We start from the raw sequence: 21,044 nt of genomic DNA on the forward strand, positions 1-21,044 counted from the left end.
GCCATCATGCGGATGCCGCTGGACGGGATCGCCGCCCGCCTGCCCCGAAACCGCCCGGTCGGCCTCCGGGCCGGGCATCCTGGAAGGGTGCGGCCGACAGCGACCGAGGAGGAGCGATGCACGCAAACGTCGGAGATCGCCTGATCGTCGAGGGCGCTCACGTCGGTGACACCCGCCGCGAGGGCGTCATCACCCAGGTGCGGCGCGACGACCACACGCCGCCGTACACCGTACGCTGGCTCGACGGGCACGAGGGCCTGGTCTTTCCCGGCCCGGACGCCCACATCGTGCCGGCGGAGTCACCCGAGTCCCGCTGAGCGCCGTCCGGAGGTACGCCGGCTCCCGGCGCGTCGCGGCGTCATCGCGACTGGCCGTCGCGCGCGGCCTGGCGTCGCCCGTGTCGAGGAGGACCGGCCGCCCACCGCGGCGCCAGGTCGGGGCGAACCCGCGCCGGGCGTGTACTCGCCCGGCGCGCCTCATGACGGCGAAGCGGCCGGCGTGCCGGCGGCTGCGGCTATGCGGGGTCGGCGGCGATGCGGGCCAGGCGCTGCGGGGTCGGCCAGCGCACGTCCCAGGCCCAACCGGCCTTCTCGAACAGCCAGATGGCGCGGGCCGAGACGTCGACCTGGCCGGGCAGCACGCCGTGGCGGGCGCAGGTCGGGTCGGCGTGGTGCAGGTTGTGCCACGACTCGCCCATGCTCAGCAGGGCGAGCGGCCAGAAGTTCGCGGAGCGGTCGCGGGCGGCGAACGGGCGTGCGCCGATCATGTGGCACACGGAGTTCACCGACCAGGTCACGTGGTGCAGGGCGGTGACGCGGACCAGGCCGGCCCAGAAGAAGGCCGTCACCGCGCCCTGCCAGCTCCAGCTGATGAGGCCGCCGAGCAGCGCCGGTGCGGCGAGGGTGACGATCGTGAGCGGGCCGAACAGCCGGTGCACGAGGCGGATGTCGCGGTCGGTCAGCAGGTCGGGGGCGAAGCGCTCCTGGTTGGTCAGGTCGCGCTCGAGCACCCAGCCCAGGTGGGCGTGCCAGAAGCCGCGCACCAGCGCCGCGGGGGAGGTGCCGAACAGCCACGGCGAGTGCGGGTCGCCCTCCTTGTCCGAGAAGGCGTGGTGGCGGCGGTGGTCGGCCACCCAGTGCAGGATCGGGCCCTGTACCGCCATGCTGCCGGCGACGGCCAGGCCGATGCGCAGCGCGCGCTTGGCCTTGAAGGCGCCGTGGGTGAAGTACCGATGGAAACCCACCGTCGCGCCGAGACACGTCACGGTGTAGAAGGCCGCGGCCAGGATGACATCCAGCCAGGCCAGCCCCCAGCCCCAGGCGATCGGGACCGCCGCGAGCAGCGCCAGGAACGGAATGATGACGAACGCGTAGACCGCGACGTGCGCCGGGATGGGGCGCTTGCGGCCGAGGAGGGGCTTCACCGCCGTGGTCATGCGCGGACCGTAGCCGCCGGTCATGGCTGGCACCCCGCGAACAGGATGCCGGCCCACGACGGTCAGGTGACGTGATTGGCGACCAGGAGCCGATCCCGGGCCGGGCAGCCTACAAGTAGACGTCCAAACGGCCGGTGAAGAGACCTGAGGACTGCGGCCGCGGCTGCTGGACGGCATCGACGTTCGCCCGGGCGTCCTCGGCCCGCCTGCGCAGCCGGTCCTCGACCGTTCGCTGCTGCTGGATGCGCTGCTGATCCTGCTGCTGGGCCCGGCGCTGGTCGTCGAGGCGCTGCTGCTGCAGCCGCTCCTGCACCAGCCGCTCCTGGTCATTGTCCCGCGAGGTGGGCGGTCCCGCCGTGGTGGTCGGCACGGTGGGCGCGGCCCGCGTTACCGGTGTGATCGACATCGCGTACCCCCGTTCTGCGGCTCAATGCTCTACGCATTGGCACGACTTCTGTAGGTTACCAGAATTGTGATCATGGCGCTCGGTGAGCCAGCCCCCGCCTCGACTCGTGGCGCGTGGGTCGTCCCGAGGCCCTGACGTACTGACTACGCTTGCGAGGGGCCGCCAGAGACGCCGGTCACGTTCCGGAATCGTTGCTGCGCGTTCCGGTTGACTCGTAATGTCACGGCGGAAGTCAGACGGAGAGGCATCCCATGTCCAGCGACACGGTCCCGCAGGAATCCGACAACCGGCACGCCCCGCCGGCGACGGTGGTCATCTTCGGCGCCTCCGGCGACCTGACGCGCCGCAAGCTGATCCCCGCGATCGAGAGCCTGGCCCGGCACAACCGGCTCACCGAGCGGTTCGCGGTCGTGGGCGTGGCCCGCACCCCCATGGACGACGAGCAGTTCATCCACAACGTGCTGGGCGACCGCGGACTGTCCGGCATGCCGCAGCTGACCGGCGGGGTGCGGTATATCGCCGGCGGCTACGACGACCCCGAGACCTACAAGAGCCTGTCGGCGCTGCTCGACGAGCTCGACGAGCAGCGCGGCACCGCCGGCAACCGGGTGTTCTACCTGTCCACCCCGGCCGAGGCGTTCCCGCTGGTCATCAACGGTCTCGCCGGCGCCGGGCTCAACCAGGCCCGGGACGGCTCCTTCGCCCGGCTGGTCATCGAGAAGCCGTATGGGCACGACGAGGGCAGCGCCGGCCGGCTCGACCAGACCGTGCACGCCGCCTTCGAGGAGGCGCAGGTCTTCCGCATCGACCACTACCTGGGCAAGGACACCGTCCAGAACGTGCTCGCGCTGCGCTTCGCCAACTCGATCTTCCAGCCGATCTGGAACCGCACCTGGGTCGACCACGTGCAGATCACCGTGGCCGAGACCCTGGGCGTCGGCACCCGCGGCAGCTTCTACGAGAACGCCGGCGCGATGCGCGACATCGTGCAGAACCACGTGCTGCAGGTGCTCGCCCTGGCCCTCATGGAGCCCCCGGCGTCCTTCTCCGCCGAGGCGGTGCGCAACGAGAAGGTGAAGCTGCTGCAGGCGATCCGCCTGCCCCGCGGCCGCGACATCGACGACATCGCGGTACGCGGGCAGTACACCCGCGGCGGCACCCGCGAGGAGCTCATGCCCGGCTACCGCGAGGAGCCCGGCGTCGACCCGCTCTCGCGCACCGAGACCTACGCGGCCCTGCGTCTCGACGTGGACAACTGGCGCTGGGCCGGCGTGCCCTTCTACGTGCGCACCGGCAAGCGGTTGCCCAGCCGGGTCACCGAGGTGGCGCTGCAGTTCCAGCGCCCGCCGCACCTGCCGATCCCCGACTCGCAGCTGACCGAGCTGCAGCCGGACGCCCTGATCCTGCGCATCCAGCCGGACGAGGGCATCGCGCTGCGCTTCGGCGCGAAGGTTCCCGGCCACTCGTTCCGCGTCCGTTCGGCGAGCATGGACTTCTCGTACGACAAGACGTTCCGCGAGGAGTCCCCGGAGGCGTATGAGCGCCTGCTGCTCGACGCGCTGATCGGCGACACCACCCTGTTCATCCGCTCCGACGAGGTCGAGCAGTGCTGGCGGATCGTCGACCCGATCATCGAGCGCTGGGCCGAGGACCCGAGCCCGATCCCGACGTACGAGGCCGCCTCCTGGGGCCCGACGGACGCCAACCGCCTGATCGAGCGCAGCGGCCGCGCCTGGCGCAACACGGTGGCCTGACCCCGGCCCGTTCCCCGCGACTCCTTCGACGCCTCACGTTCGCGCCGCGGCCGGGTGGCTCACCACCTCGGCCGCGGCACACCGCTCGACCCGGGCCGGCCGCGTCCGCTGCGATCAGGCGCTGTGGTGGACGGCGACGGTCCCCGGACACGGACAGTGGCCCGGGACCGCCGTGCCAGTCCGCCACGACCGTCCGGAAGACCCCACCACGAAGGCCACCGCGGTCGTCACCGCGAGGATGAGCACGGCTGACGCGTAGATGTCGAATACCGAGGCGAGCCCGATCCACGGCACCGCGACACCCGCGAGCACCGCCGGCACTCCCAGGGCGAGGTAGGCGGCGACGTAGACCGCACCGACGACACCCGCACGCTGGTCGCTGCCCACCTCCGCGGTCAGTAGCCGGAAGACGCCGGTGAACGCGGGACCGAAACCCACGCCGACGATCGCGGTTCCCAGGTAGAACAGCGCGCTGTCGGTGCGATTGACGGCGATCAGCGTGAGCACGACACCGGCGACGAGCGTGCCGCTGCCGGAGATGATGGCCAGCCTGGGCGACCACGACCGGGTCGCGATCGAGCCGGCCGCTCCCGTGGCCGACAGCGTGAAGATGACCAACCCGCCGGCCAGGCCGGACTGTTCGTGCAGGACGTTTCGCACGATCGACGGGCCCAGGGACAGGTAGAGGCCGCTCAACGCCCAGAACGCGACGATGCACGGTACGAGCGTCGCGAACGTCGCGTTCAGCGCCGGTGGCACGCCGACGCGAGGGCGCAGCGCGGGATGCCAGCGGGTCCGCTGCGACACGGTCTCCGGCATGGCCAGCACGGCGCCCAGCCCGGCCACGAAGAAGGCGGCCAGCGCCCAGAACACCAGCGGCGCACGCGGCGGCGCGAAGGTGGTCACCAGGCTGCTGCCCAGGCCGCCGAAGGCGAGCCCGACCGCGGGCGCGACGCTGCCGGCGAGCGCCCCGGCTCCCGGGCGCTCGCGCGGCTGCACGTCGAAGAGCATCGCGCCGATCGCGCCGGTGGCGATGCCCGTGCCGAGTCCCTGCAGGAGCCGGGCGACGTAGAGCATCGTCGTGTCGCCGGCCGTCGCGAACGCGAGCATCGCGACGCACTCGATCAGCACAGCGACAGCCAGCACGGGTCGCCGTCCCAGACGGTCGGACGCCGAACCGGCCCACACGAGCGCCGCGAGCAGCGCCGCCACGTACGCCGCGTAGACGACGGTGAGCGTGGCCGTGGAGAAGTGCCACCGCGCCTGGTAAACCGCGTACAGCGGTGACGGTGCGCTCGCCGCGAACAGGAACATGACCAGGATGACCGCGAGAAACCAGAACGTCGCGGTGCGGGAGAGTCGCATCACCGCGCGGCCGGGGCCGGCGTCGCATAGATCATGCATCGACGCTATCGAAGCCGGGCATACGAGGGGTGATGCCCGGGCACACCGTGCCGCCGCCCTGGCGACAGCGGCCGCCGGCTCGGCGGGAGCGCCCGCGCACCGGTCCGCTTCGGCGGTAAGAATTCCGTAACGCCGGTGGAGATCATGGACACAAATGGCCTTTCCGAACGGAGGGAACATGCGTGACATGCAGCAACAGGTGACCGAGGCCATCCAGCAGATCGTCGCGTCGGGCCAGGAACGTGGGCTTCAGGTGGCGGTCTACCGGCACGGCGAACAGATCGTCGACGCGACCGCGGGCTACGCGGACACCGGTCGACCCGTCACCTCTGACACGCTGTTCCACGTGACTTCGACCGGAAAGGGGCTCACCTCGACGGTCGTCCACGTCCTCGTGAACGCCGGCGCGCTCAGCTACGACACACCGCTTGTCGATCTGTGGCCGGAGTTCGCGGCCAACGGCAAGGATCGCACGACGGTCCGCGACGTGCTGACCCATTCGGCCGGTGTGCCGGCCGTGCCCGCGGACACGAGGCCGGAAGACCTCTGTGACTGGGACGAGATGTGCGTACGGATCGCCGGGGCGACGCCGTGGTGGGAGCCTGGGACGCAGACGGGCTACCACCCCCAGTCGTATGGTTACCTGCTCGGCGAGCTCGTCCGCAGGGCGACCGGGCAGACCATCTCCACGCAGATGCGTGAGCGCGTCGCCGGCCCGCTCGGGGTCGTCGACGAGTTGTACTTCGCGGTGCCCCCGAACGAGCTCGGGCGGGTGGCTCGGCACGAGCAGGCCGAGGGCGAGCACCTGACCGCGGAGATGGCGGCGGCGCTGGCCGAGTCCGTCCCGTTCTTCCGCGTTCTCGACGGCTGGACAGCGGCGCCGCCGCACGCGATGCCGGACGCCGGCTACTGCAACCGGGTCGACGTGCTCACTTCCGAGATTCCCGCGGGCGGTGTGATGTCGGCACGTGCGATCGCTCGCATGTACGCGGCGTTGATCGGGCCCGTCGACGGCGTACGACTGATCCCGCAAGCCCAGTTCGCGGAGGTCGGCGCCGTCGAGGTGGGCGGAGTCGACGCGGTGCTCGGTTTCTCCGTCAAGCGGGGCCTCGGCTACGACGTCGGCTTCCAAGGCCCGCTCGACAGCCCCACCCTCTTCGGCATGGCCGGCAGCGGCGGCACCGCCGCCTTCGCCGATCCGGCCACGGGCATCGCGGTCGCCGTCGCGAAGAACCGTGTGACGGCCGGCGACTACAGTTCGTTCCTGGCCATCAGCGCTATTGTTGCGGAGTACCTCTGAGGACCGGGCTCCAGCCCGGCAAAGCCGGCACCGCGGTCTCATCTGGACGATCGGACCGCAAGGTCAGATCGCGATTGGGGACGATGGAATTCGGCGTTTTAGGACCGTTGCTGGTCAGGTCCGATCATGGGCAACCGCTCGACGTCTCCCGGCCAAAGGTTCGCCTGCTGCTGACGATTCTGTTGGTCCACGCAAACTCCGGGGTCAGCGTCGAAACGCTGATCGACAGCCTCTGGGGCACGCAGCCGGTGCGGTCGGCACGGGCAAATCTGAAGTCGTACGTGGCGGCCCTCCGGCGTGCCCTCTCGTCGGAGGGCCGTTCGGAGGCGCCCGTTCGTACGGCCGCGAACGGCTACTCGATCCATGTCGCGGCGGAGTCGCTCGACCTGCTGGTCTTTCAAAGGCTGGTGGAGGAGGCGGCACGCGCGCGCCAGGTGGGTGACCACGAGGCGGTCGCGGAGCGGCTCGGGTCGGCGCTCGCGCTCTGGCGCGGCAGCGCGTTCGAGGACGTCGCGGCACTGCCCGACGTGCTCGTCGAGGCCGCACACCGGTTGGAGGAGCAACGTCTGACCGCGATCGAGGACCTGGTGACGGCCCGGATCGCGCTCGGGGAGCACTCGGAGGTCATCGGCCAGCTCCATGCGTGGATCGCGCGGTACCCGCTGCGGGAGCGGATGTGGGAGCAGTTGATGCTCGCCCTGTATCGTGACGGCCGGCAGGCGGAGGCGCTGGCGGTGTACAAGCGCCTGCGTGCCCAGCTGATCGAGGAAATCGGAGTGGAGCCCGGGCCACCGCTGCGGGAGCTGCAGAAGCGAATCCTGAACGCGGACCCGGCGTTGCTCCTGCCGCAGAACCGGGTGCGCCGCGAGCCGCCCACACCACACCAGCTGCCGATGGACGTCGCCACGTTCGTCGGACGCCGGACCGCCCTGGACACGGTGCGCGAGCTGCTCGACGAGGGCGACACCGCACGACGCGTGCCCGCCGTCGTCATCCACGGCGCGCCGGGAGTCGGCAAATCGGCGTTCGCCGTGCGCGTGGCCGGCATGTTGACGGACCGGTTCCCCGACGGGGAGCTGTATGTCAACCTGCACGGCGCGACGCCCGGCGTCCCTCCGTTGAGCGCCGGCGAGAGCTTGGGCCGGCTGTTGCGTGCACTCGGCGTCGACCCCGGTCACGTCCCGCAAACCGCGGACGAAGCAGCCACGCTGTTCCGGACCCTGGTCGCCGGTCGCCGGATGTTGATCCTGCTCGACAACGCGTCCTCCGCCGCGCAGGTCCGTCCGCTCATGCCGGGAGGCTCGGGATCACGGGTCATCGTCACAAGCCGGGACGAGCTGTCCGCCCTGGACGGAGCGGAACATGTCCGTCTCGGGCCGCTCAGCGTCGACGAGGCGCAAGAGATGCTCTCGTTGCTGCTACCGGCCTCATCCGCGATCAACCGCGAGTCGACTCGCGCCCTCGCCGAGCTCTGCGACCGCCTGCCGCTGGGACTGCACATCGCCGCCGCGAGGCTCAGGGCCAGAGCGGACTGGAACGTCGACAATCTCGTCTCCCGTCTGTCGGACGCGCGGGAGAGGCTCAGCGAGCTCCGGGCGGGGGACCTTGCCGTCCGTACCAGCCTCGGGGTGAGTTTCTCGATGCTGCGACAGAGCGAGAGCGCGGTCGATCGGGCCGCCGCACGGGCCCTGTGCCAGCTGAGCGTGCTCGAGGTCGCGTGCGTGGACCTGTATGCCGCGGCCGCGGTCATGGAAACCACGGCGGCGAAGGCGGAACGGGTCCTCGAGCGGCTGCTGGAGTCCCACCTGGTCGAGGTCGAGGCCGGCGGAAGGTTCCACAGCCACGACCTGGTCAGGCTCTTCGCGGCCGAACGCGCCCATCACACCATGAACCACAGTGTCCTCACATCGACGGTCACCCGCGGCATGGCGTACTACCTGGCCACCTCGCGGCACGCGACGACGCTCGTATACCCGCGCCGCGCGCACGGGCCGGTGCCGGACTTCGTCTCACCGGCGCGGACGTTCGCCGACCCGGACGAGGCCGAACGATGGCTGGAGGTGGAGCGTGAGAATCTCGTCGCCGTGACCCGGCAGGCCCTGCGTGGCGACGATGAACAGGCGGCGTTGGGCGTGGGGCTGACGATCGCGCTGCACTGGTTCTTCGCGAACTCGGGCTACCCGAGCGACGCGGTGCTGCTCACGGAGTCGGCTTTGCCGGTGACGACGCGCAACGGTGACCGCGCATCGGAGGCGTATGTGCGTGACAGCCTCGGGCTCGCCCTGACCGTGCGCGGCCTCGTGCCGGAGGCACGTCGTCAGTTCCAGCTGGAGCTGGAACTCTGCCGTGCGATCGGCGACCGTTTCGGTGAGCAGCGGGCGTTGGGAAATCTCGGCCGGTCCTATGTGCTGGACGGCCTGGCGGAGCAGGCGGTGCCGCTGTTCGAGCAGCAGATCCGGATCGCACGCGAGCTCGGTTTCGAGGTGGGGGAGGTGTTCGCGCGCCTCTCCATGGCGCGGGCCTACCAGCAGCTCGGGCGTCTGCATGACGCGATTGAACTGTTGCGGGCGGCAATTGCCTGGTGCGACGCCACGGGGGATGACTATTTCGGGGCTTCCGCGCTCGTCGACCTCGCTCAGATATACATGGACGCCGGCGACGTCCGTGAAGCCGTCGACCTGCTGCTCGGGAGCCTCGAACGCGCGCGGCGGTCGCGCTACCGGCTCGGAGAGGTATGGGCGTTGACCGGTCTGTCCCGAGGATGGCGCCTGCTCGGCTCACCGGACCGGGCACTGGTCTGCGCGCGCGAAGCGTCTGCCCTGGTCCGTGCCAGCGGCTATACCCGGGCCGCCGAGGCGATCCGCGAAGAGTACACGCATGCGCTCAGCGCCGTCGGGCGGTGAAGGTGAGGCATGGGCCGGTGACGAGGGCCGGTCGGCGCGATGGCGCCGCCGGTCACCTCAGCACCTGCTTCGTCTCGCCGGTGCCGGTCGGCAGGTCGTCGGGCGCCAGGTCGAGACCCCGTTCGAAGTCGGCGTCGAAGTCCCCTCCCAGGGCGCCGCGGGCGGCGGTCGTGGTGCGCTCGAGGTCCTCCCGCTCGGTGGCGGTGACGGGCTTCCCGGCCGGCTCGCGGGCGGCCGAGGCGGCGCCGAGCAGCGTCGCGGCGGTGTGGTGGTCTCCGCCGGCCGCGGCCGTGCCGGCCAGGGCCGTCAGGGCGGCCGCGATGTCGCGGGCGGCGCCGAGATTGCGTGCGATCCGCAGCGCTTCGCGGTGGTGTTCCGCCGCCGTGGTCAGATCGCCGCGGTGCTCGGCGATGTGGCCCAGCTCGACGAGGACGCTGGGAACGTAGAGGGGTTGGCCCGCTTCGGTGTCGCGGTCGGCCGCGGCGTCGAGCAGCGAGCGGAGGTGTGTCGTGGCGCTGTCGTAGTCGCCGGTGCGCCGGGCTGTCCAGGCCAGACCCATGGTCGCGAAGTGAGCGAGCAGGGGCGCGCCCTGTTGCTCGGCGAGTGCCAGAGCTTCGCTGCTGTGTGCCAGGGCCTGCGGGTAGTCACCGCGTTCCATGGCGATCCAGCCCAGCCAACCGAGGTGGCCGGCGACGTCGGCCCAGAGGCCGAGTTCGCGGGCGATGCCGAGTCCTTCGGTGTGCAGCGCGACGGCGGTGTCGTGGTCACCGCCCAGGCTGGCGTAGGCCCCGAGCCACTCGGTGGCCTGCAGCACACCCCAGCGGTCACCGAGCCGGCGGAAGAGCGCGGCGGCGCGGGTGCCGTCGCGGGCGACCGTCTCGGCGTCACCGCGGATGTAGGCGAGCTTGGCCAGCAGGGTGAGGGTCGCGGCCGTACCCCAGATGTCGTTGGCTTTGTCGAAGCGGGACAGGGTGTCGTTCAGCAGGGTCTCGATCGCGGTGACATCGCCGAGGTCGATCTCGGCGTAGGCGAGGAACCATGCGGCGCGCGCGTAGGCGTCGTCGTCGGCGGTGTCGTCGAACTCGTGCAGCGCCGCTTCGTGGCGCGCGGGCCAATCGCCCACGTCACCGAGCAGGAAGGCGAAGCCGGTCTCCCATGCGATGGCCCTCGCCCGCGCCGATGCGGAGCCCGGTTCGGTGCCGACGGCGAGCGCGGCACGCAGCGCACGGTGGGCCTCGCCGAGGCGGCCGCGTAGGAACCAGTACCAGGCGAGCCCGTTGACGAGCCGCAAAGCGGCCTCGCCGGTCCGCTCGCGGATGGCGAAATCCAGGGCGGTCCGCAGGTTGGCCGCCTCGGCGTCGAGGATGTGCAGCCAGTGTGCCTGGTCAGGCCCCCGCACCAGGAGCTCGGCCTTCTCCGCCAGCGCGATGTAGTAGCGAAGGTGGCGCTGCCGGGTCGGGCCGAGGTCGTCGGTTTCGCGGAGGCGGTCGAGGCAGTACGCGGCGACGGACTCCAGCAGCCGGTAGCGGGGCGCGTCGGTGTTGCGTTCGACTCGCACCACCAACGACCGGTCGACGAGGCGGGCGAGCAGATCCGGCACGTCCTGCGGGCCGATGCCGGCGGCGGCGCAGATCACTTCGGCGGCATCGAGCGTGCAGCCGTCGGCGTGGACGGCGAGGCGGCGCAGGACGATGCGTTCGGGTGCGGTCAGCAGCCGCCAGCTCCAGTCGATGGTCGCGTTCAGAGTCTGGTGGCGGGGCTGGCCGCCGCGGTGTCCGGGCGCCAGCAGGCGGAACCTGTCGTCGAGGCCGGCAACGAGTCGCTGGATGCCCAGACCGCGCACCCGTGTCGCGGCAAGCTCGAGCGCCAGCGGGAGGCCGTCGAGGCGCCGGCAGAGGGCGGCGACCAGGCCGGAGTTGGACGGGTCGAGGATGAACCCCTTGTTGGCGGCCGCGGCGCGGGCCACGAACAGTCGTACCGCGCTGGAGCCTCCCGGGTCGTCGGCGGCCGCCGGCAGGTCCAGCGGCGGCACCGGCCAGACGACTTCGCCGGGCACGTTGAGCGGCTCGCGGCTGGTGGCGAGGATCACGAGATCCGGCGCCGCGTGCAGCAGCCGGGTGGCCACGGCGGCGGCGTCGGTGATGAGGTGCTCGCAGTTGTCGAGTAACAGCAGCATCCGGCGGGGCCGCAGTGCGGCGGCGAGCCGGTCGACGGGAGGTGCGGTCCCGGCCGCGGTGTCTCGAAGGCCCAGCGTGGTGATCACCGTGTCGACGACCGCGTCTTCGCCCTCGTCGACGGCGGCGAGCTCGATCAGCCAGGCCCCGTCGGGGAAGGACGGCTGCGCGCGACGTGCGGTCTCAAGCGCGAGCCGGGTCTTGCCCACGCCGCCCGGACCGGTCAGGGCGACCAGCCGGTTGCCGTGCACCAGGTCGGTGACCTCGATGATGGCCTCGTCGCGGCCGAACAGATCGGTGACCGGGGTGGGCAGGTTGCTCGTCGGCTGCGGTGCCGGTGGTGCTGCCGGCGGCGCGTCGAGCGCCGGATCCTGAGCCAGGACCGCCTGATGGAGCGCCGCGATCTCGGGTCCTGGTTCGACTCCGAGCTCCTCGACCAGCTGGGATCGAAGTTCGGCATACGTCTCGAGTGCCTCGGTCTGCCGGCCGGACCGGTAGAGGGCCAGCATGCGCAGCCCCCGAGTCCGCTCGCGGAGCGGGTTCTCGCCCACCACGTCGGCCAGCGAGTCGGCGACCGCGGCGTGCCGGCCCAGCGCGAGCAACGCCTCGGCTCGGTCGTCGACCGCCGTCAGCCGCTGTTCCTCCAGGCGGGCCAGTGCGACCTCGGCGAACGTCTCGTCGCGGTGGTCGGCGTAGGCGGGCCCGCGCCAGAGCGCGAGTGCGTCGTTGAGCAGGACGGCGCGGGCGTCCGCCCGCGCCTCGTCGGCTGCCCTGGCGAGCAGGGCGGCGAACTCGGTCGCGTCGACCGAGCGGGCGTGCAGCGTGAACCCGGCCGGCCCGGACCCGACGAGCGCCCGGCTGCCGGGCTCGATGTCGTCGAGCGCCTTGCGTAGCTGTGACACCTTGACCGCGAGCGCCGCCGGCGGGTTGCCCGGCGGGTTGTCGCCCCACAGCTCATCGACGAGGCGGTCCGTCGGCACCGGTTGGCCCGCTCGCACCAGCAGCGCAGCGAGCAACGCGCGGACCTTCGCGCCGGGCACCGAGACCGTGCGCCCGTCGTCCGCCCACACCGCCAGCGGGCCGAGCACCCCGAAACGCATGTAATCCACCCTCAACAGACAGGTGCCGGGCATACCCGGCAGTGCGGCACTTCAGGCCCGGCGGCGAACCGATGATCCGTCGGTGGCTACAGTACGTGGCCACCTGACCGATGCGCCGACGATAAGGCTTCCCCGAACGCGCGCGTATCGGCGCCGCCGTCGCATCAGCCGAGCGGCCGGCCGATTCGTGCGCCAGAAACCGATCGTAAGAGGACGGTAAGCGGTATCCGGCAGCCTGGAGGCAAGAGATCGCGGCCGTCACACGGCGGCGCCGGACGGGAAGGATCGCAGAACGTGGGCAACCTGATCATCTCCACCTTCATTACGCTCGATGGTGTCCAGGAGAACCCGCAGGATTGGTCGCTCGACTTCTGGAGCGTCGAGTACGGGCGCTACGCGCGGGATCTGCTGTTCGAAGCCGACGCGCTCATCATGGGCCGGGTGACCTACGAAGGGTTCTCGCAAACGTGGCCGACGGTCGACGACGCGGGCACCCCGATGGCGGGGTACGCGAGCCGCATGAACAGCATCCGCAAGTACGTCGTCTCCCAGACTCTCGACAAGGTCGCATGGACGAGCACCGAACTGCTGGAGGGCGATCTCGTCCCGGCCGTTCGCGCGCTCAAGCAACAGCATGAGGGAGCGATCGTCGCGTATGGGTCGGGCGGCGTGGCGCGGGCACTCGCCGGCGAGGGTCTGGTCGACGAGTTTCGTCTCTGGATTCACCCGGTCGTGCTGGGCAAGGGCGAGTCCGTCTTCGCGAGCTGGCCCACAACGCAGCTGGATCTGGTCTCCCAGACCCAGCTTCCCAACGGGGTGATCGTCCTGTCCTACAGGCCGAAGAAGACGGCCTGACATCGGGGAACGAGGAGCGCCGAGTCTTTGGCGCTCCTTTTCGTTGTACGCCACGATGCGGGCGCCGCCCTCAACGTGTGCCGCTCGCGCGCTTTCCGGTGTGCCGGCCCGCCGCATAATCACCGCCAGTGCCGGCGCCGAGTGAAACGAGCAGTTGATGCATGTAGTCGTACGGCCGCGAGTGCTCTATTTCGGGACTCCCGTGGTCCTTATCAGCACGGTGAACGAGGACGGCTCGGCGAACCTGTCACCGATGTCCTCCGTCTGGTGGATCGGCCAGTCGTGCATGCTCGGTCTCGACGAGACGTCCAAGACCACGGAAAACATCGCGCGGACCGGAGAGTGCGTGTTGAACCTGCCGTCTTCGGCGATGGTGGACGCGGTCGACCGACTGGCACTGTTGACGGGCAGCGAGCGGGTGCCACCGCACAAGCTCCAGAAGAAGTACCGGTATGAGCCCGACAAGTTCCGGGCGGCCGGGCTCACCGCATGGCCGGCCGACGAGGTCGCGGCGCCCCGGGTCGCCGAATGCCCCATTCAGCTCGAGGCGCGGGTCGACCGGATCCATCCCTTCGCCGAGGACGGATCCGGCGTGGTGGCGATCGACGCCCGGATCGTGCGGGTGCATGTCGACGAGGAGCTGCTCATGCCCTCGAACCCGCGGTACATCGATCCGGACAGGTGGGATCCGTTGATCATGAAGTTTCTGGAGTTCTACGGCGGCGGGCAGAACGTGCATCCGTCACGGCTCGCCGAGGGCTGGGGTGCGCCGTCGAGAACTCGCGAACGGCAGCCGGACGGGACGGCATGACCCGGTAAATCGCACCACACGAGCGCCGCCTCCAGTACAGTGCTCAGTTGACTTAACGTTGTTAAGTTTCGTGATCGGCCTGATCGGATTCGCCCTGGCGTCGGTCATGGCCGGCCTGACCCCCACGGCCGGGTTGTTGTTCGCCGGTCGTGCCGCGCAGGGCGTTTTCGCCGCGCTGCTCGCCCCCGCCGCATTGGCGATCATCTCGGCGACGTTCGTCGAGCCCCGGGAGCGCGGCGTGGGATTCGGCGTCTATGGGGCTCTGACCGGCGCTGGAGCGGTGATCGGGCTCCTCGTCGGCGGGGCGCTCACCCAGTACTTCGACTGGGGTTGGTGCCTCCTGATCAACGTACCGATCGCGGGCTTCGCGCTGGCCGGCAGCCGGGCCGTCACGGCTGATCGCCCCGTCCGCCGGGTGCGTCACGATCTCCTGGGCGCCCTCAGCAGCGTCGCCGCCATGACTGCTCTGGTATTCGCTCTCGCTGAAGTCGCCGGCCGAGGCTGGGCCGACCCGCTCGTTCTGACGCTGCTGCTGGTCGGGGGGTTGATGCTGGTCGTGTTCACCATCGCTCAGCGAACAGCCGCGCAGCCGCTGCTGCCGCTGCGGGTGCTCCTCGACCGGACCCGGGGCGGAGCGTTCCTCGCGATCGGGTTGCCGCAGCTGGCGCTGTTCGGATTCTTCCTGGTGCTGACCTATTGGTTCCAGCAGCTCCTCGGCTACTCGCCGATCAGCGCCGGGCTGGCGTTCCTGCCCCTCGCGCTGGCGATCGCGATCGGCTCGACGCTGATCGCCGGCCTGCTGGGGCCGCGACTTGGGACCCGCCACTTGATCATTCCCGCACTCGTGGTGATGGCCGCCGGAATGGCACTGTTGGTCGGACTCACGCCCGGCACGCCGGAGCTGTACCTCACCCGGTTCCTGCCCGCCGAGATCCTGATCGGTCTCGGGCTCGGCTGCACGATCACCCCCGCGGTCGCGGCGGCGACCAGCGGGGTGGGCGACGACACCGGTGCGGCATCGGCCGCCGTGAACGCCGCCACGCAGCTCGGCGGCTCGATCGGTACCGCGCTGCTCAACACCGTCGCGGCGATTGCCACTGCGAACGCGATCCGCGCGGCACCTGGCCAGAACGAGATCGACGGCGCCATCGTCGCAGGTTTCGACGCTGCTCTGTTGACCGCGGTGGCCCTCCTGGTGCTGGCGGCCGTGGCTGTCGCCGTTGTCATGCCCCGCACCTCCCGGAGCGTTTGACCCTCCCACAGAGGGAGACGCGATGCTGAGGGTGTCGGTTCGCCCAAGATGCGCAAAGGGGCACAATGCCAACGATCCAGCAACTGGTTCGCAAAGGTCGCAAGAAGAAGCCGAAGGCGTCCAAGACGCCTGCGCTGAACGGCAGCCCGCAACTCTCCGGGATCTGCGTTCGGGTTTATACGACCACGCCCAAGAAGCCCAATTCGGCCCTGCGGAAAGTGGCGCGGGTGAAGCTGTCGAGCGGCGCGGAGGTCACCGCGTACATACCAGGGGAGGGGCACAACCTCCAGGAACACTCGATGGTCCTCGTCCGCGGCGGACGGGTGAAGGACCTTCCCGGCGTCCGCTACAAAATCATTCGAGGGGCGCGGGATTCGGTAGGAGTGCGCGGGCGTGGACAGTCTCGCAGCCGCTACGGATCCAAGCAGAAGAGTCCGTAGTCGCCGGCCCGCCGCGTGCGACCCGCAGGCTACGGGCCGATAACCTGCGATACGGGCGATGTCGGTCGGCGGTCCGCCCCGCGAGGCGGCGGCCGGACGCCATGCCCGTGGTTGACTCTCCCACGATGGGAGACCCGATGGTGGAGGCGTGACGGTAGGCGACGAGGAACTGCTCAGCATTGGCGACCTGGCCAGGCGGTCGGGTCTGCCGGTCAAGCTCATCCGGCGCTGGTCCGACTGCGGCCTGCTGTCTCCGGCCGACCGCACCCGGGCCGGATACCGTCGCTACGACGCACGGGCCGTAGCGCGCCTCGAGTTGGCCAGGACGCTGCGGGAGCTCGGTCTCGGTCTGGCGGCGATCCGCGAGGTCGTGGGATCGGAGCGTGGCCTGTCCGAGGTAGCGGCCACGCACGCCGACGCGCTTGACGCTCAGATTCGCACGCTGCGGCTCCAACGCGCTGTCCTGCGTTGGGTCGCAGCGCATCACTCGACCGCGGAGGAACTCGCGGTCATCAGCGATCTGACCCGGCTGTCCTCCGCGGAACGTGCCGCGATGATCCACCGGTTCGTCGCCGAGACGGTCAAGGGTCTCGATGTGCCCGACTATCGCGACCGACTTCGGGCCGCCACGCCGGAGCTGCCCGACGACCCGACAGCGGAACAGGTCGACGCGTGGATCGAGCTCACTGACCTCATTCAGGACCCGCAGCTGCGAACGGCGATGCACCGTGTTGCCAGCTACGCGGATGAGCACGCACCGGGCCCGCACGAAGCCGCTGAAACGGCAGCTGTCGAACGAGTGACCGAGATGTGGACCCAAACGGTGTCCAGGGCGCTGGCGGACAACATCTCCGCTGACTCGCCGGACGCCGAGCGGATCGTCGCGGAGATCGTCAAGATTTGGCTGCCCACGCAAACGGGGATCGGCGAGGACTGCCGCGAGGCCAGGCACAGGCTGCTCGAGCAACTCGAGATCGCCGCGGACGCTCGCGCGGAACGCTATCGGCAGCTGGTGTGCATCATCGGTGGTAAGCCAGCGCCACCGAGCATCGCCGCTGCCGGTCGGTGGCTCGTCGTCGCCCTGCGCGCGAATCCGCAACCAGCTTCCAAACCCACGAGCACGCGAGCGTCCGCCACGGCCCGGCAACGAGCGCTGAATCCGGTGCCACCCCACCGGCGCCGGTGGTACCGCGTGGTCTTCACCGCGAACCGGAAACGACACGCAGTACCCTCGACAAGCGGATAGCGCTCAACCGGCATCGGTGCCCGGGATCAACACGGCGGTGCTCCAGTCACCAAGAAACGCGCTCGAATCGAGGTCCAGGGCGATGTCCAGGTCGCCGCCGTAGCTGATGCCGCCCAGTCGGCTGACTTCGATGTACCACGGCGACAGGCCGTCGCGCACTCCGTCCGGGGACATACAGGTGCCACCCAGGTGCTCGGCGTGGAAGACGTCGAACCTGTCCGGCACGTCGACGTAGGCGTCGGCGTCGGCGTCGGCGTCGGACGGGAAGCTGACCGGTGCCACGCCCGCGTTGGGGTCGTCGCGGGGGACCAGCCACAGGGAACCGAACTGGCCGTGCCTCGCCCTCCAGGAGCTGCTGTCGAACTCGCCAGCGGCGAGCGAGGGCGCCGCGGTGGGCCGGTCGACCCGTGGTCCGTTCAGCTCCGCCTCGGTCAGCCACACCATGGCGAGCAGGGACGCGACGCCATCGTCGGCGATCTGCAGTCGCGGGTGAGCCCTGGCCTGGGCGAGCTCGGCCCAGAACGGGTGCCCGGGCTGACCGACGTCGGCGGACGACCCGGCGATGACCGCTGTGACCTGCGGCGATGGATCCTTGAAGTAGAGCTCGTCCGCCCATTGGAATACCGCGACGGCCACCAGGTCGGGCCCGCGCCGCCGGTACGCCTCGGGCAGCCGCAGCGTGAAGCAGTGCAGCATCGGCTGACCGGTGCGCGGGGAGCGCGGCCAGGCCGAGACGTCGATGCCCGGCCCCGCCGGGCCGGCCCACCCCGCCGGCAGCCTGGGCCGGTCGCCGGCCTCCTCGGCGACATTGTCTTCGGTCCAGATGTCGAACGCCTCGATCCTCACGGGCCGGACAGTAGTACACGCTGGCTTCTAACATGCTTGACCATCTGCCCGTCTGGGTGGGATTCGGTACGGGGGTGTGGTGTGGTGGCAGTGCTGCGAATCCGCGGTTTCGCTCTTCCCGAGGGCGAGCCGGTCGATCTCTACGCCGACGGTGATCGGTGGACCTCGGATCCGGTGGCCGGTGCCGAGCTCGTCGCCGAGGGCTGGATACTGCCCGGACTGGTCGACGCGCACACCCATCCCGGGGCCGAGACGCCAGGCCAGCCACTGGATGTCGCCGTCTTGAGGGAGGACCTTCGGGCACATTTGGACTCCGGAGTCACGCTCATCCGTGCGCCCGGTCTCGCGGGTGACCCGCCTGAGTGGTTCGGCCAGGCGGACGAAAGTCCGCGAGCCGTCCACGCCGGCCCGTGGATCGCTCAGCATGGACAGTTCATGGAAGGGTGGGGCCGCCGCCCGGAGCTGACCGACCTGCCCGCCGTCGCGGCCGAGCAGGCAGCCCGCACCGGGTGGGCCAAGGTGGTCATCGATTGGCGGCCTGACGACGACGTCGTGCCGGTCGGAGTGCTACGCGAGGCTGTCACGCGCGTGCATGCGGTTGGTGGGCGCCTCGCCGTGCACTCACAGCACGCGGCAGGCGGAATGGCCGCCGTCGAGGCGGGTGTGGACTCCGTGGAGCACGGCATGGGCCTGAACCCAGACCTGTTACCGCGTATGGCCGAGCAGGGCATCGCGCTGACACCGACACTGTCGGTCATCACCGCTTCCCTGGCGGCGATCACCGCCGATCCGGAACGCGCACGCAGCAGCTGGTACGTGCCCGGAGCAAGCGCGCACGCCCGGCTCACCGCTGCCGCCGTCGAGGCCGGGGTCACCGTGCTGGCTGGCACGGACTCACGGCCGCATGGTGGCATCGCCCATGAGATCCGCGCTCTCGTGGCTGCCGGCGTATCGCCGCATGAGGCGCTCGCCGCCGCATCCTGGACGGCCAGGTCCTACCTCGGGTTGCCCGGCCTGGTGGACGGAGCCCCAGCGGACGCGGTCGTGTTCGACGTCGACCCACGGACCGATCTCAGCCAACTCGACAAGCCACGAGCCGTCATCGTCCGCGGAAAAGCGATTCGATAGCGGTGCGGGTCAGGAGATCCAAGGCGGCCTCGTACGCCGTTGCCACTGGCCGAACACACGCCGACCGTTCCCTACGAGATCGACTCCGTGGTACGGGCGAGGTCGATCGCGCGAGCGGTCACCAGGTCTACCGAATGCAGCGGCAGGTCGTGGCTCGCACCCGGCACGATCTCCACCCGCACGTCCGGCATCACCCGCGCCGCACGCTGCGCGACCTGCCGGGCGTCGTACATGACGCTGTGTTCGCCGAGCATCAGGTGCACCGGAAGCGTCAGCGTCGCGAGCTCGGTGTCGGTGAGCGGCGGCGGTAGTGGCAGCCGGCGACGGTACGCCGTGGAGAGCTTCACCAATTGTACGAAGTCGTCGTCGAGCAGTGTGACGTTGCGCAGGTGGCCGGCCATGCGGCGCCGCAGTCGATCCGGCGCGTGGCTCGCGAGGCCGCCGAGGATGACCCAGCGCAGGAATCTGGCGGTGATGCGTCCGAAGCCGGCCGGGTCGAGCAGGGTCAGTGTTGCCGCACGACCGGGCCGGTGCAACGCGTGCTGCATCGCGACCCAGCCGCCGTTGGACGCGCCGATCAGGTGGGCGCGGTCGATGCCGAGGCCGGTGAGCGCCTGTTCGAGCCAGTCGGCCAGGTCCCGGCCGTCGGCGAACGGCCGGGTGTGGGTCGAGCCTCCGGGCTCGCCGGGGGGATCGAGTGTGATTACCGGCCGTGCCGCCTTCAGCGCGGCGATGTGTCGGTGCCACATCAGCGAGTTGCCGCCCGCGCCGGGCAGCATGACGAACGGCGCGACATCGCGGGACTCGCCGTCGAGCAGGGCCCTGGTGGTGCCGTAGTCCGTCGGCACCTCGGACGTCGTACGGGCCGGCCACAGCCGGTCGAGCATCGACTCGTAGGTGGCCGAGAACGCGAGGCGCGCCTTCTCACTGGTGAAGGCGCTGATCCGGGGTTGTTGCGTCTTCATGATACGAGCGTATCAACAAATGTTGGGGCGTGATACACCTAGGCGTGCCCAAACGCGTCGACCACGACGAACGCCGCCGCCAGATCGGCGAGGCGCTGCTGCGCATCGCGCACACCCGTGGCCTGCAGGCGGCAAGCATGCGCGAGGTCGCGGCCGAGGCCGGTGTGTCGCTGCGGCTGGTGCAGTACTACTTCCACACCAAGGACGAACTGCTGCTCGGCGCGCTGGCATACCTGGGCGAGCAACTGTCGGCGCGGGTGACCAGGCACATCACCGAACTCGGCAGCCCGCCGACGCCGCGCGATGTCGTGTACGGCACGCTCACCGCGATCCTGCCCACCGACGAGGAGAGCCGGCGGCTGACCCGGACCTACACGGCGTACTACGCCTTGGTCCTCGATCGGCCGAACCTCGGCACCGAGCACGGCGCGACGTATCCGGACGCGGTCGAGCGGTTCCTCGCCAAGCAGGTGCGCGCCGCGCAGGAGGCCGGTGACGTCGACCCGGATCTCGACGCATCGATCGTGGTCGCCGGCCTGCTCGCGCTCACCAACGGGTTGGGCTCCAGCGTCCTTGGCGGTCAGCGAGACGGCGCGGCGGCCCTCGCCATCCTCACCTACCACCTCGACCGGCTCTTCCCATCCGGCGGATCGCGGCGCTGATGCGTTTTAGAACTGCAGCTCAGCACTGAGAGTGACCGTCAATTGGGCGCTTGGCATCGCGAGAAGCCGAGTTCGGGCGGCGCGGGCCGTGCCTGCGATCTGCGTCGCCCGACCATCATGTTCGCCGTGATCACGGAGTAAAAATGCACACGGAGCAGCACGTTCGCTCCGTGATCATGGAGAAGTCCGTGCACTGTGGGCGCCGGACGCATGACCACGGAGACTTTGCTCGGCGGACTGCCGCTGCCAGCCAAGTGACGGTCGCTCTTAGTTTACGTCGAATATTGACTTGCCTCGGGTGTCGGCATAGCCTCCGGTAGATCTGTTAACAGTCTTGACAGATCTGACCTCTGCCGTCACCCA

17 protein-coding genes are annotated in these 21,044 nt (G+C 70.2%); 11 read left to right on the forward strand and 6 right to left on the reverse strand.

Annotated elements, in window-relative coordinates:
• The first annotated feature begins 116 nt into the window (after positions 1-116).
• On the forward strand, positions 117-317 hold the full coding sequence (locus ABT297_RS14410; RefSeq protein WP_350548825.1) for a DUF1918 domain-containing protein: 201 nt from the start codon (positions 117-119) through the stop codon (positions 315-317).
• A 197-nt stretch (positions 318-514) separates the two neighbouring features.
• Here ABT297_RS14410 and ABT297_RS14415 read toward each other — a convergent pair whose 3' ends face one another.
• Complete coding sequence (locus ABT297_RS14415; protein ID WP_350548827.1) at positions 515-1,435, reverse strand: acyl-CoA desaturase; 921 nt, start codon at positions 1,433-1,435, stop codon at positions 515-517.
• A 109-nt stretch (positions 1,436-1,544) separates the two neighbouring features.
• Positions 1,545-1,841 (reverse strand): hypothetical protein, encoded by a 297-nt coding sequence (locus tag ABT297_RS14420; RefSeq protein ID WP_350548829.1) that lies wholly within the window; start codon positions 1,839-1,841, stop codon positions 1,545-1,547.
• A 251-nt stretch (positions 1,842-2,092) separates the two neighbouring features.
• Here ABT297_RS14420 and zwf point away from each other — a divergent pair, with 251 nt between their 5' ends.
• Complete coding sequence (gene zwf, locus ABT297_RS14425; protein WP_350548831.1) at positions 2,093-3,595, forward strand: glucose-6-phosphate dehydrogenase; 1,503 nt, start codon at positions 2,093-2,095, stop codon at positions 3,593-3,595.
• Positions 3,596-3,709: 114 nt separating this feature from the next.
• Here the strand turns inward: zwf and ABT297_RS14430 are convergent, their stop codons facing one another.
• Complete coding sequence (locus ABT297_RS14430) at positions 3,710-4,999, reverse strand: MFS transporter (RefSeq protein ID WP_350548833.1); 1,290 nt, start codon at positions 4,997-4,999, stop codon at positions 3,710-3,712.
• 178 nt (positions 5,000-5,177) lie between these two features.
• Between ABT297_RS14430 and ABT297_RS14435 the strand changes: the two genes are divergently transcribed.
• Together ABT297_RS14435 and ABT297_RS14440 are read left to right on the forward strand one after the other, a co-directional pair.
• Entirely contained in the window at positions 5,178-6,299 is a 1,122-nt protein-coding gene (locus tag ABT297_RS14435) for a serine hydrolase domain-containing protein (RefSeq protein ID WP_350548835.1), read from the forward strand.
• Positions 6,300-6,382: 83 nt separating this feature from the next.
• Positions 6,383-9,202, forward strand: a complete 2,820-nt coding sequence (locus ABT297_RS14440) for an AfsR/SARP family transcriptional regulator (RefSeq protein ID WP_350548945.1) — start codon at positions 6,383-6,385, stop codon at positions 9,200-9,202.
• 52 nt (positions 9,203-9,254) lie between these two features.
• Here the strand turns inward: ABT297_RS14440 and ABT297_RS14445 are convergent, their stop codons facing one another.
• A complete protein-coding gene (locus tag ABT297_RS14445) occupies positions 9,255-12,476 on the reverse strand; it encodes an AfsR/SARP family transcriptional regulator (protein WP_350548837.1) in 3,222 nt (1,073 codons plus the stop codon).
• A 294-nt stretch (positions 12,477-12,770) separates the two neighbouring features.
• Between ABT297_RS14445 and ABT297_RS14450 the strand changes: the two genes are divergently transcribed.
• From ABT297_RS14450 to ABT297_RS14470, 5 genes are all read left to right on the forward strand, one after another.
• Positions 12,771-13,331: a dihydrofolate reductase family protein gene (locus ABT297_RS14450; RefSeq protein WP_350548839.1), complete on the forward strand. Its 561-nt coding sequence runs from the start codon at positions 12,771-12,773 to the stop codon at positions 13,329-13,331.
• A gap of 157 nt (positions 13,332-13,488) precedes the next feature.
• Entirely contained in the window at positions 13,489-14,142 is a 654-nt protein-coding gene (locus ABT297_RS14455) for a flavin reductase family protein (RefSeq protein ID WP_350548841.1), read from the forward strand.
• A gap of 70 nt (positions 14,143-14,212) precedes the next feature.
• Positions 14,213-15,394: an MFS transporter gene (locus ABT297_RS14460; RefSeq protein WP_350548947.1), complete on the forward strand. Its 1,182-nt coding sequence runs from the start codon at positions 14,213-14,215 to the stop codon at positions 15,392-15,394.
• 65 nt (positions 15,395-15,459) lie between these two features.
• A complete protein-coding gene (rpsL, locus tag ABT297_RS14465; protein ID WP_350548843.1) occupies positions 15,460-15,834 on the forward strand; it encodes a 30S ribosomal protein S12 in 375 nt (124 codons plus the stop codon).
• 148 nt (positions 15,835-15,982) lie between these two features.
• Positions 15,983-17,080: a helix-turn-helix domain-containing protein gene (locus ABT297_RS14470; RefSeq protein ID WP_350548845.1), complete on the forward strand. Its 1,098-nt coding sequence runs from the start codon at positions 15,983-15,985 to the stop codon at positions 17,078-17,080.
• A gap of 3 nt (positions 17,081-17,083) precedes the next feature.
• On the opposite strand, the gene ABT297_RS14475 is transcribed toward ABT297_RS14470, so the two are convergent.
• The gene (locus ABT297_RS14475) at positions 17,084-17,926 is read right to left on the reverse strand and encodes a hypothetical protein (RefSeq protein ID WP_350548847.1); all 843 of its coding nucleotides are present in this window, start codon (positions 17,924-17,926) and stop codon (positions 17,084-17,086) included.
• An 81-nt stretch (positions 17,927-18,007) separates the two neighbouring features.
• On the opposite strand from ABT297_RS14475, the gene ABT297_RS14480 reads away from it, so the two are divergent.
• The gene (locus ABT297_RS14480; RefSeq protein ID WP_350548849.1) at positions 18,008-19,054 is read left to right on the forward strand and encodes an amidohydrolase family protein; all 1,047 of its coding nucleotides are present in this window, start codon (positions 18,008-18,010) and stop codon (positions 19,052-19,054) included.
• Positions 19,055-19,125: 71 nt separating this feature from the next.
• On the opposite strand, the gene ABT297_RS14485 is transcribed toward ABT297_RS14480, so the two are convergent.
• A complete protein-coding gene (locus tag ABT297_RS14485) occupies positions 19,126-20,019 on the reverse strand; it encodes an alpha/beta fold hydrolase (RefSeq protein WP_350548851.1) in 894 nt (297 codons plus the stop codon).
• A gap of 44 nt (positions 20,020-20,063) precedes the next feature.
• Here ABT297_RS14485 and ABT297_RS14490 point away from each other — a divergent pair, with 44 nt between their 5' ends.
• Positions 20,064-20,681 carry a TetR/AcrR family transcriptional regulator gene (locus tag ABT297_RS14490; protein ID WP_350548853.1) on the forward strand — a complete coding sequence of 206 codons (618 nt, stop codon included), beginning with the start codon at positions 20,064-20,066 and terminating at the stop codon, positions 20,679-20,681.
• Positions 20,682-21,044 lie beyond the last annotated feature (363 nt).

This window comes from Dactylosporangium sp. NPDC000555 (genome assembly GCF_040300025.1).
Lineage (GTDB): Bacteria > Actinomycetota > Actinomycetes > Mycobacteriales > Micromonosporaceae > Dactylosporangium.

Coding starts and splice junctions, on each gene's coding strand:
- ABT297_RS14410 (WP_350548825.1), top strand. CDS start 117: ATGCACGCAAACGTCGGAGATCGCCTGATCGTCGAGGGCGCTCACGTC.
- ABT297_RS14415 (WP_350548827.1), bottom strand. CDS start 1,435: ATGACCACGGCGGTGAAGCCCCTCCTCGGCCGCAAGCGCCCCATCCCG.
- ABT297_RS14420 (WP_350548829.1), bottom strand. CDS start 1,841: ATGTCGATCACACCGGTAACGCGGGCCGCGCCCACCGTGCCGACCACC.
- zwf (WP_350548831.1), top strand. CDS start 2,093: ATGTCCAGCGACACGGTCCCGCAGGAATCCGACAACCGGCACGCCCCG.
- ABT297_RS14430 (WP_350548833.1), bottom strand. CDS start 4,999: ATGCATGATCTATGCGACGCCGGCCCCGGCCGCGCGGTGATGCGACTC.
- ABT297_RS14435 (WP_350548835.1), top strand. CDS start 5,178: ATGCGTGACATGCAGCAACAGGTGACCGAGGCCATCCAGCAGATCGTC.
- ABT297_RS14440 (WP_350548945.1), top strand. CDS start 6,383: ATGGAATTCGGCGTTTTAGGACCGTTGCTGGTCAGGTCCGATCATGGG.
- ABT297_RS14445 (WP_350548837.1), bottom strand. CDS start 12,476: ATGCGTTTCGGGGTGCTCGGCCCGCTGGCGGTGTGGGCGGACGACGGG.
- ABT297_RS14455 (WP_350548841.1), top strand. CDS start 13,489: ATGCATGTAGTCGTACGGCCGCGAGTGCTCTATTTCGGGACTCCCGTG.
- rpsL (WP_350548843.1), top strand. CDS start 15,460: ATGCCAACGATCCAGCAACTGGTTCGCAAAGGTCGCAAGAAGAAGCCG.
- ABT297_RS14485 (WP_350548851.1), bottom strand. CDS start 20,019: ATGAAGACGCAACAACCCCGGATCAGCGCCTTCACCAGTGAGAAGGCG.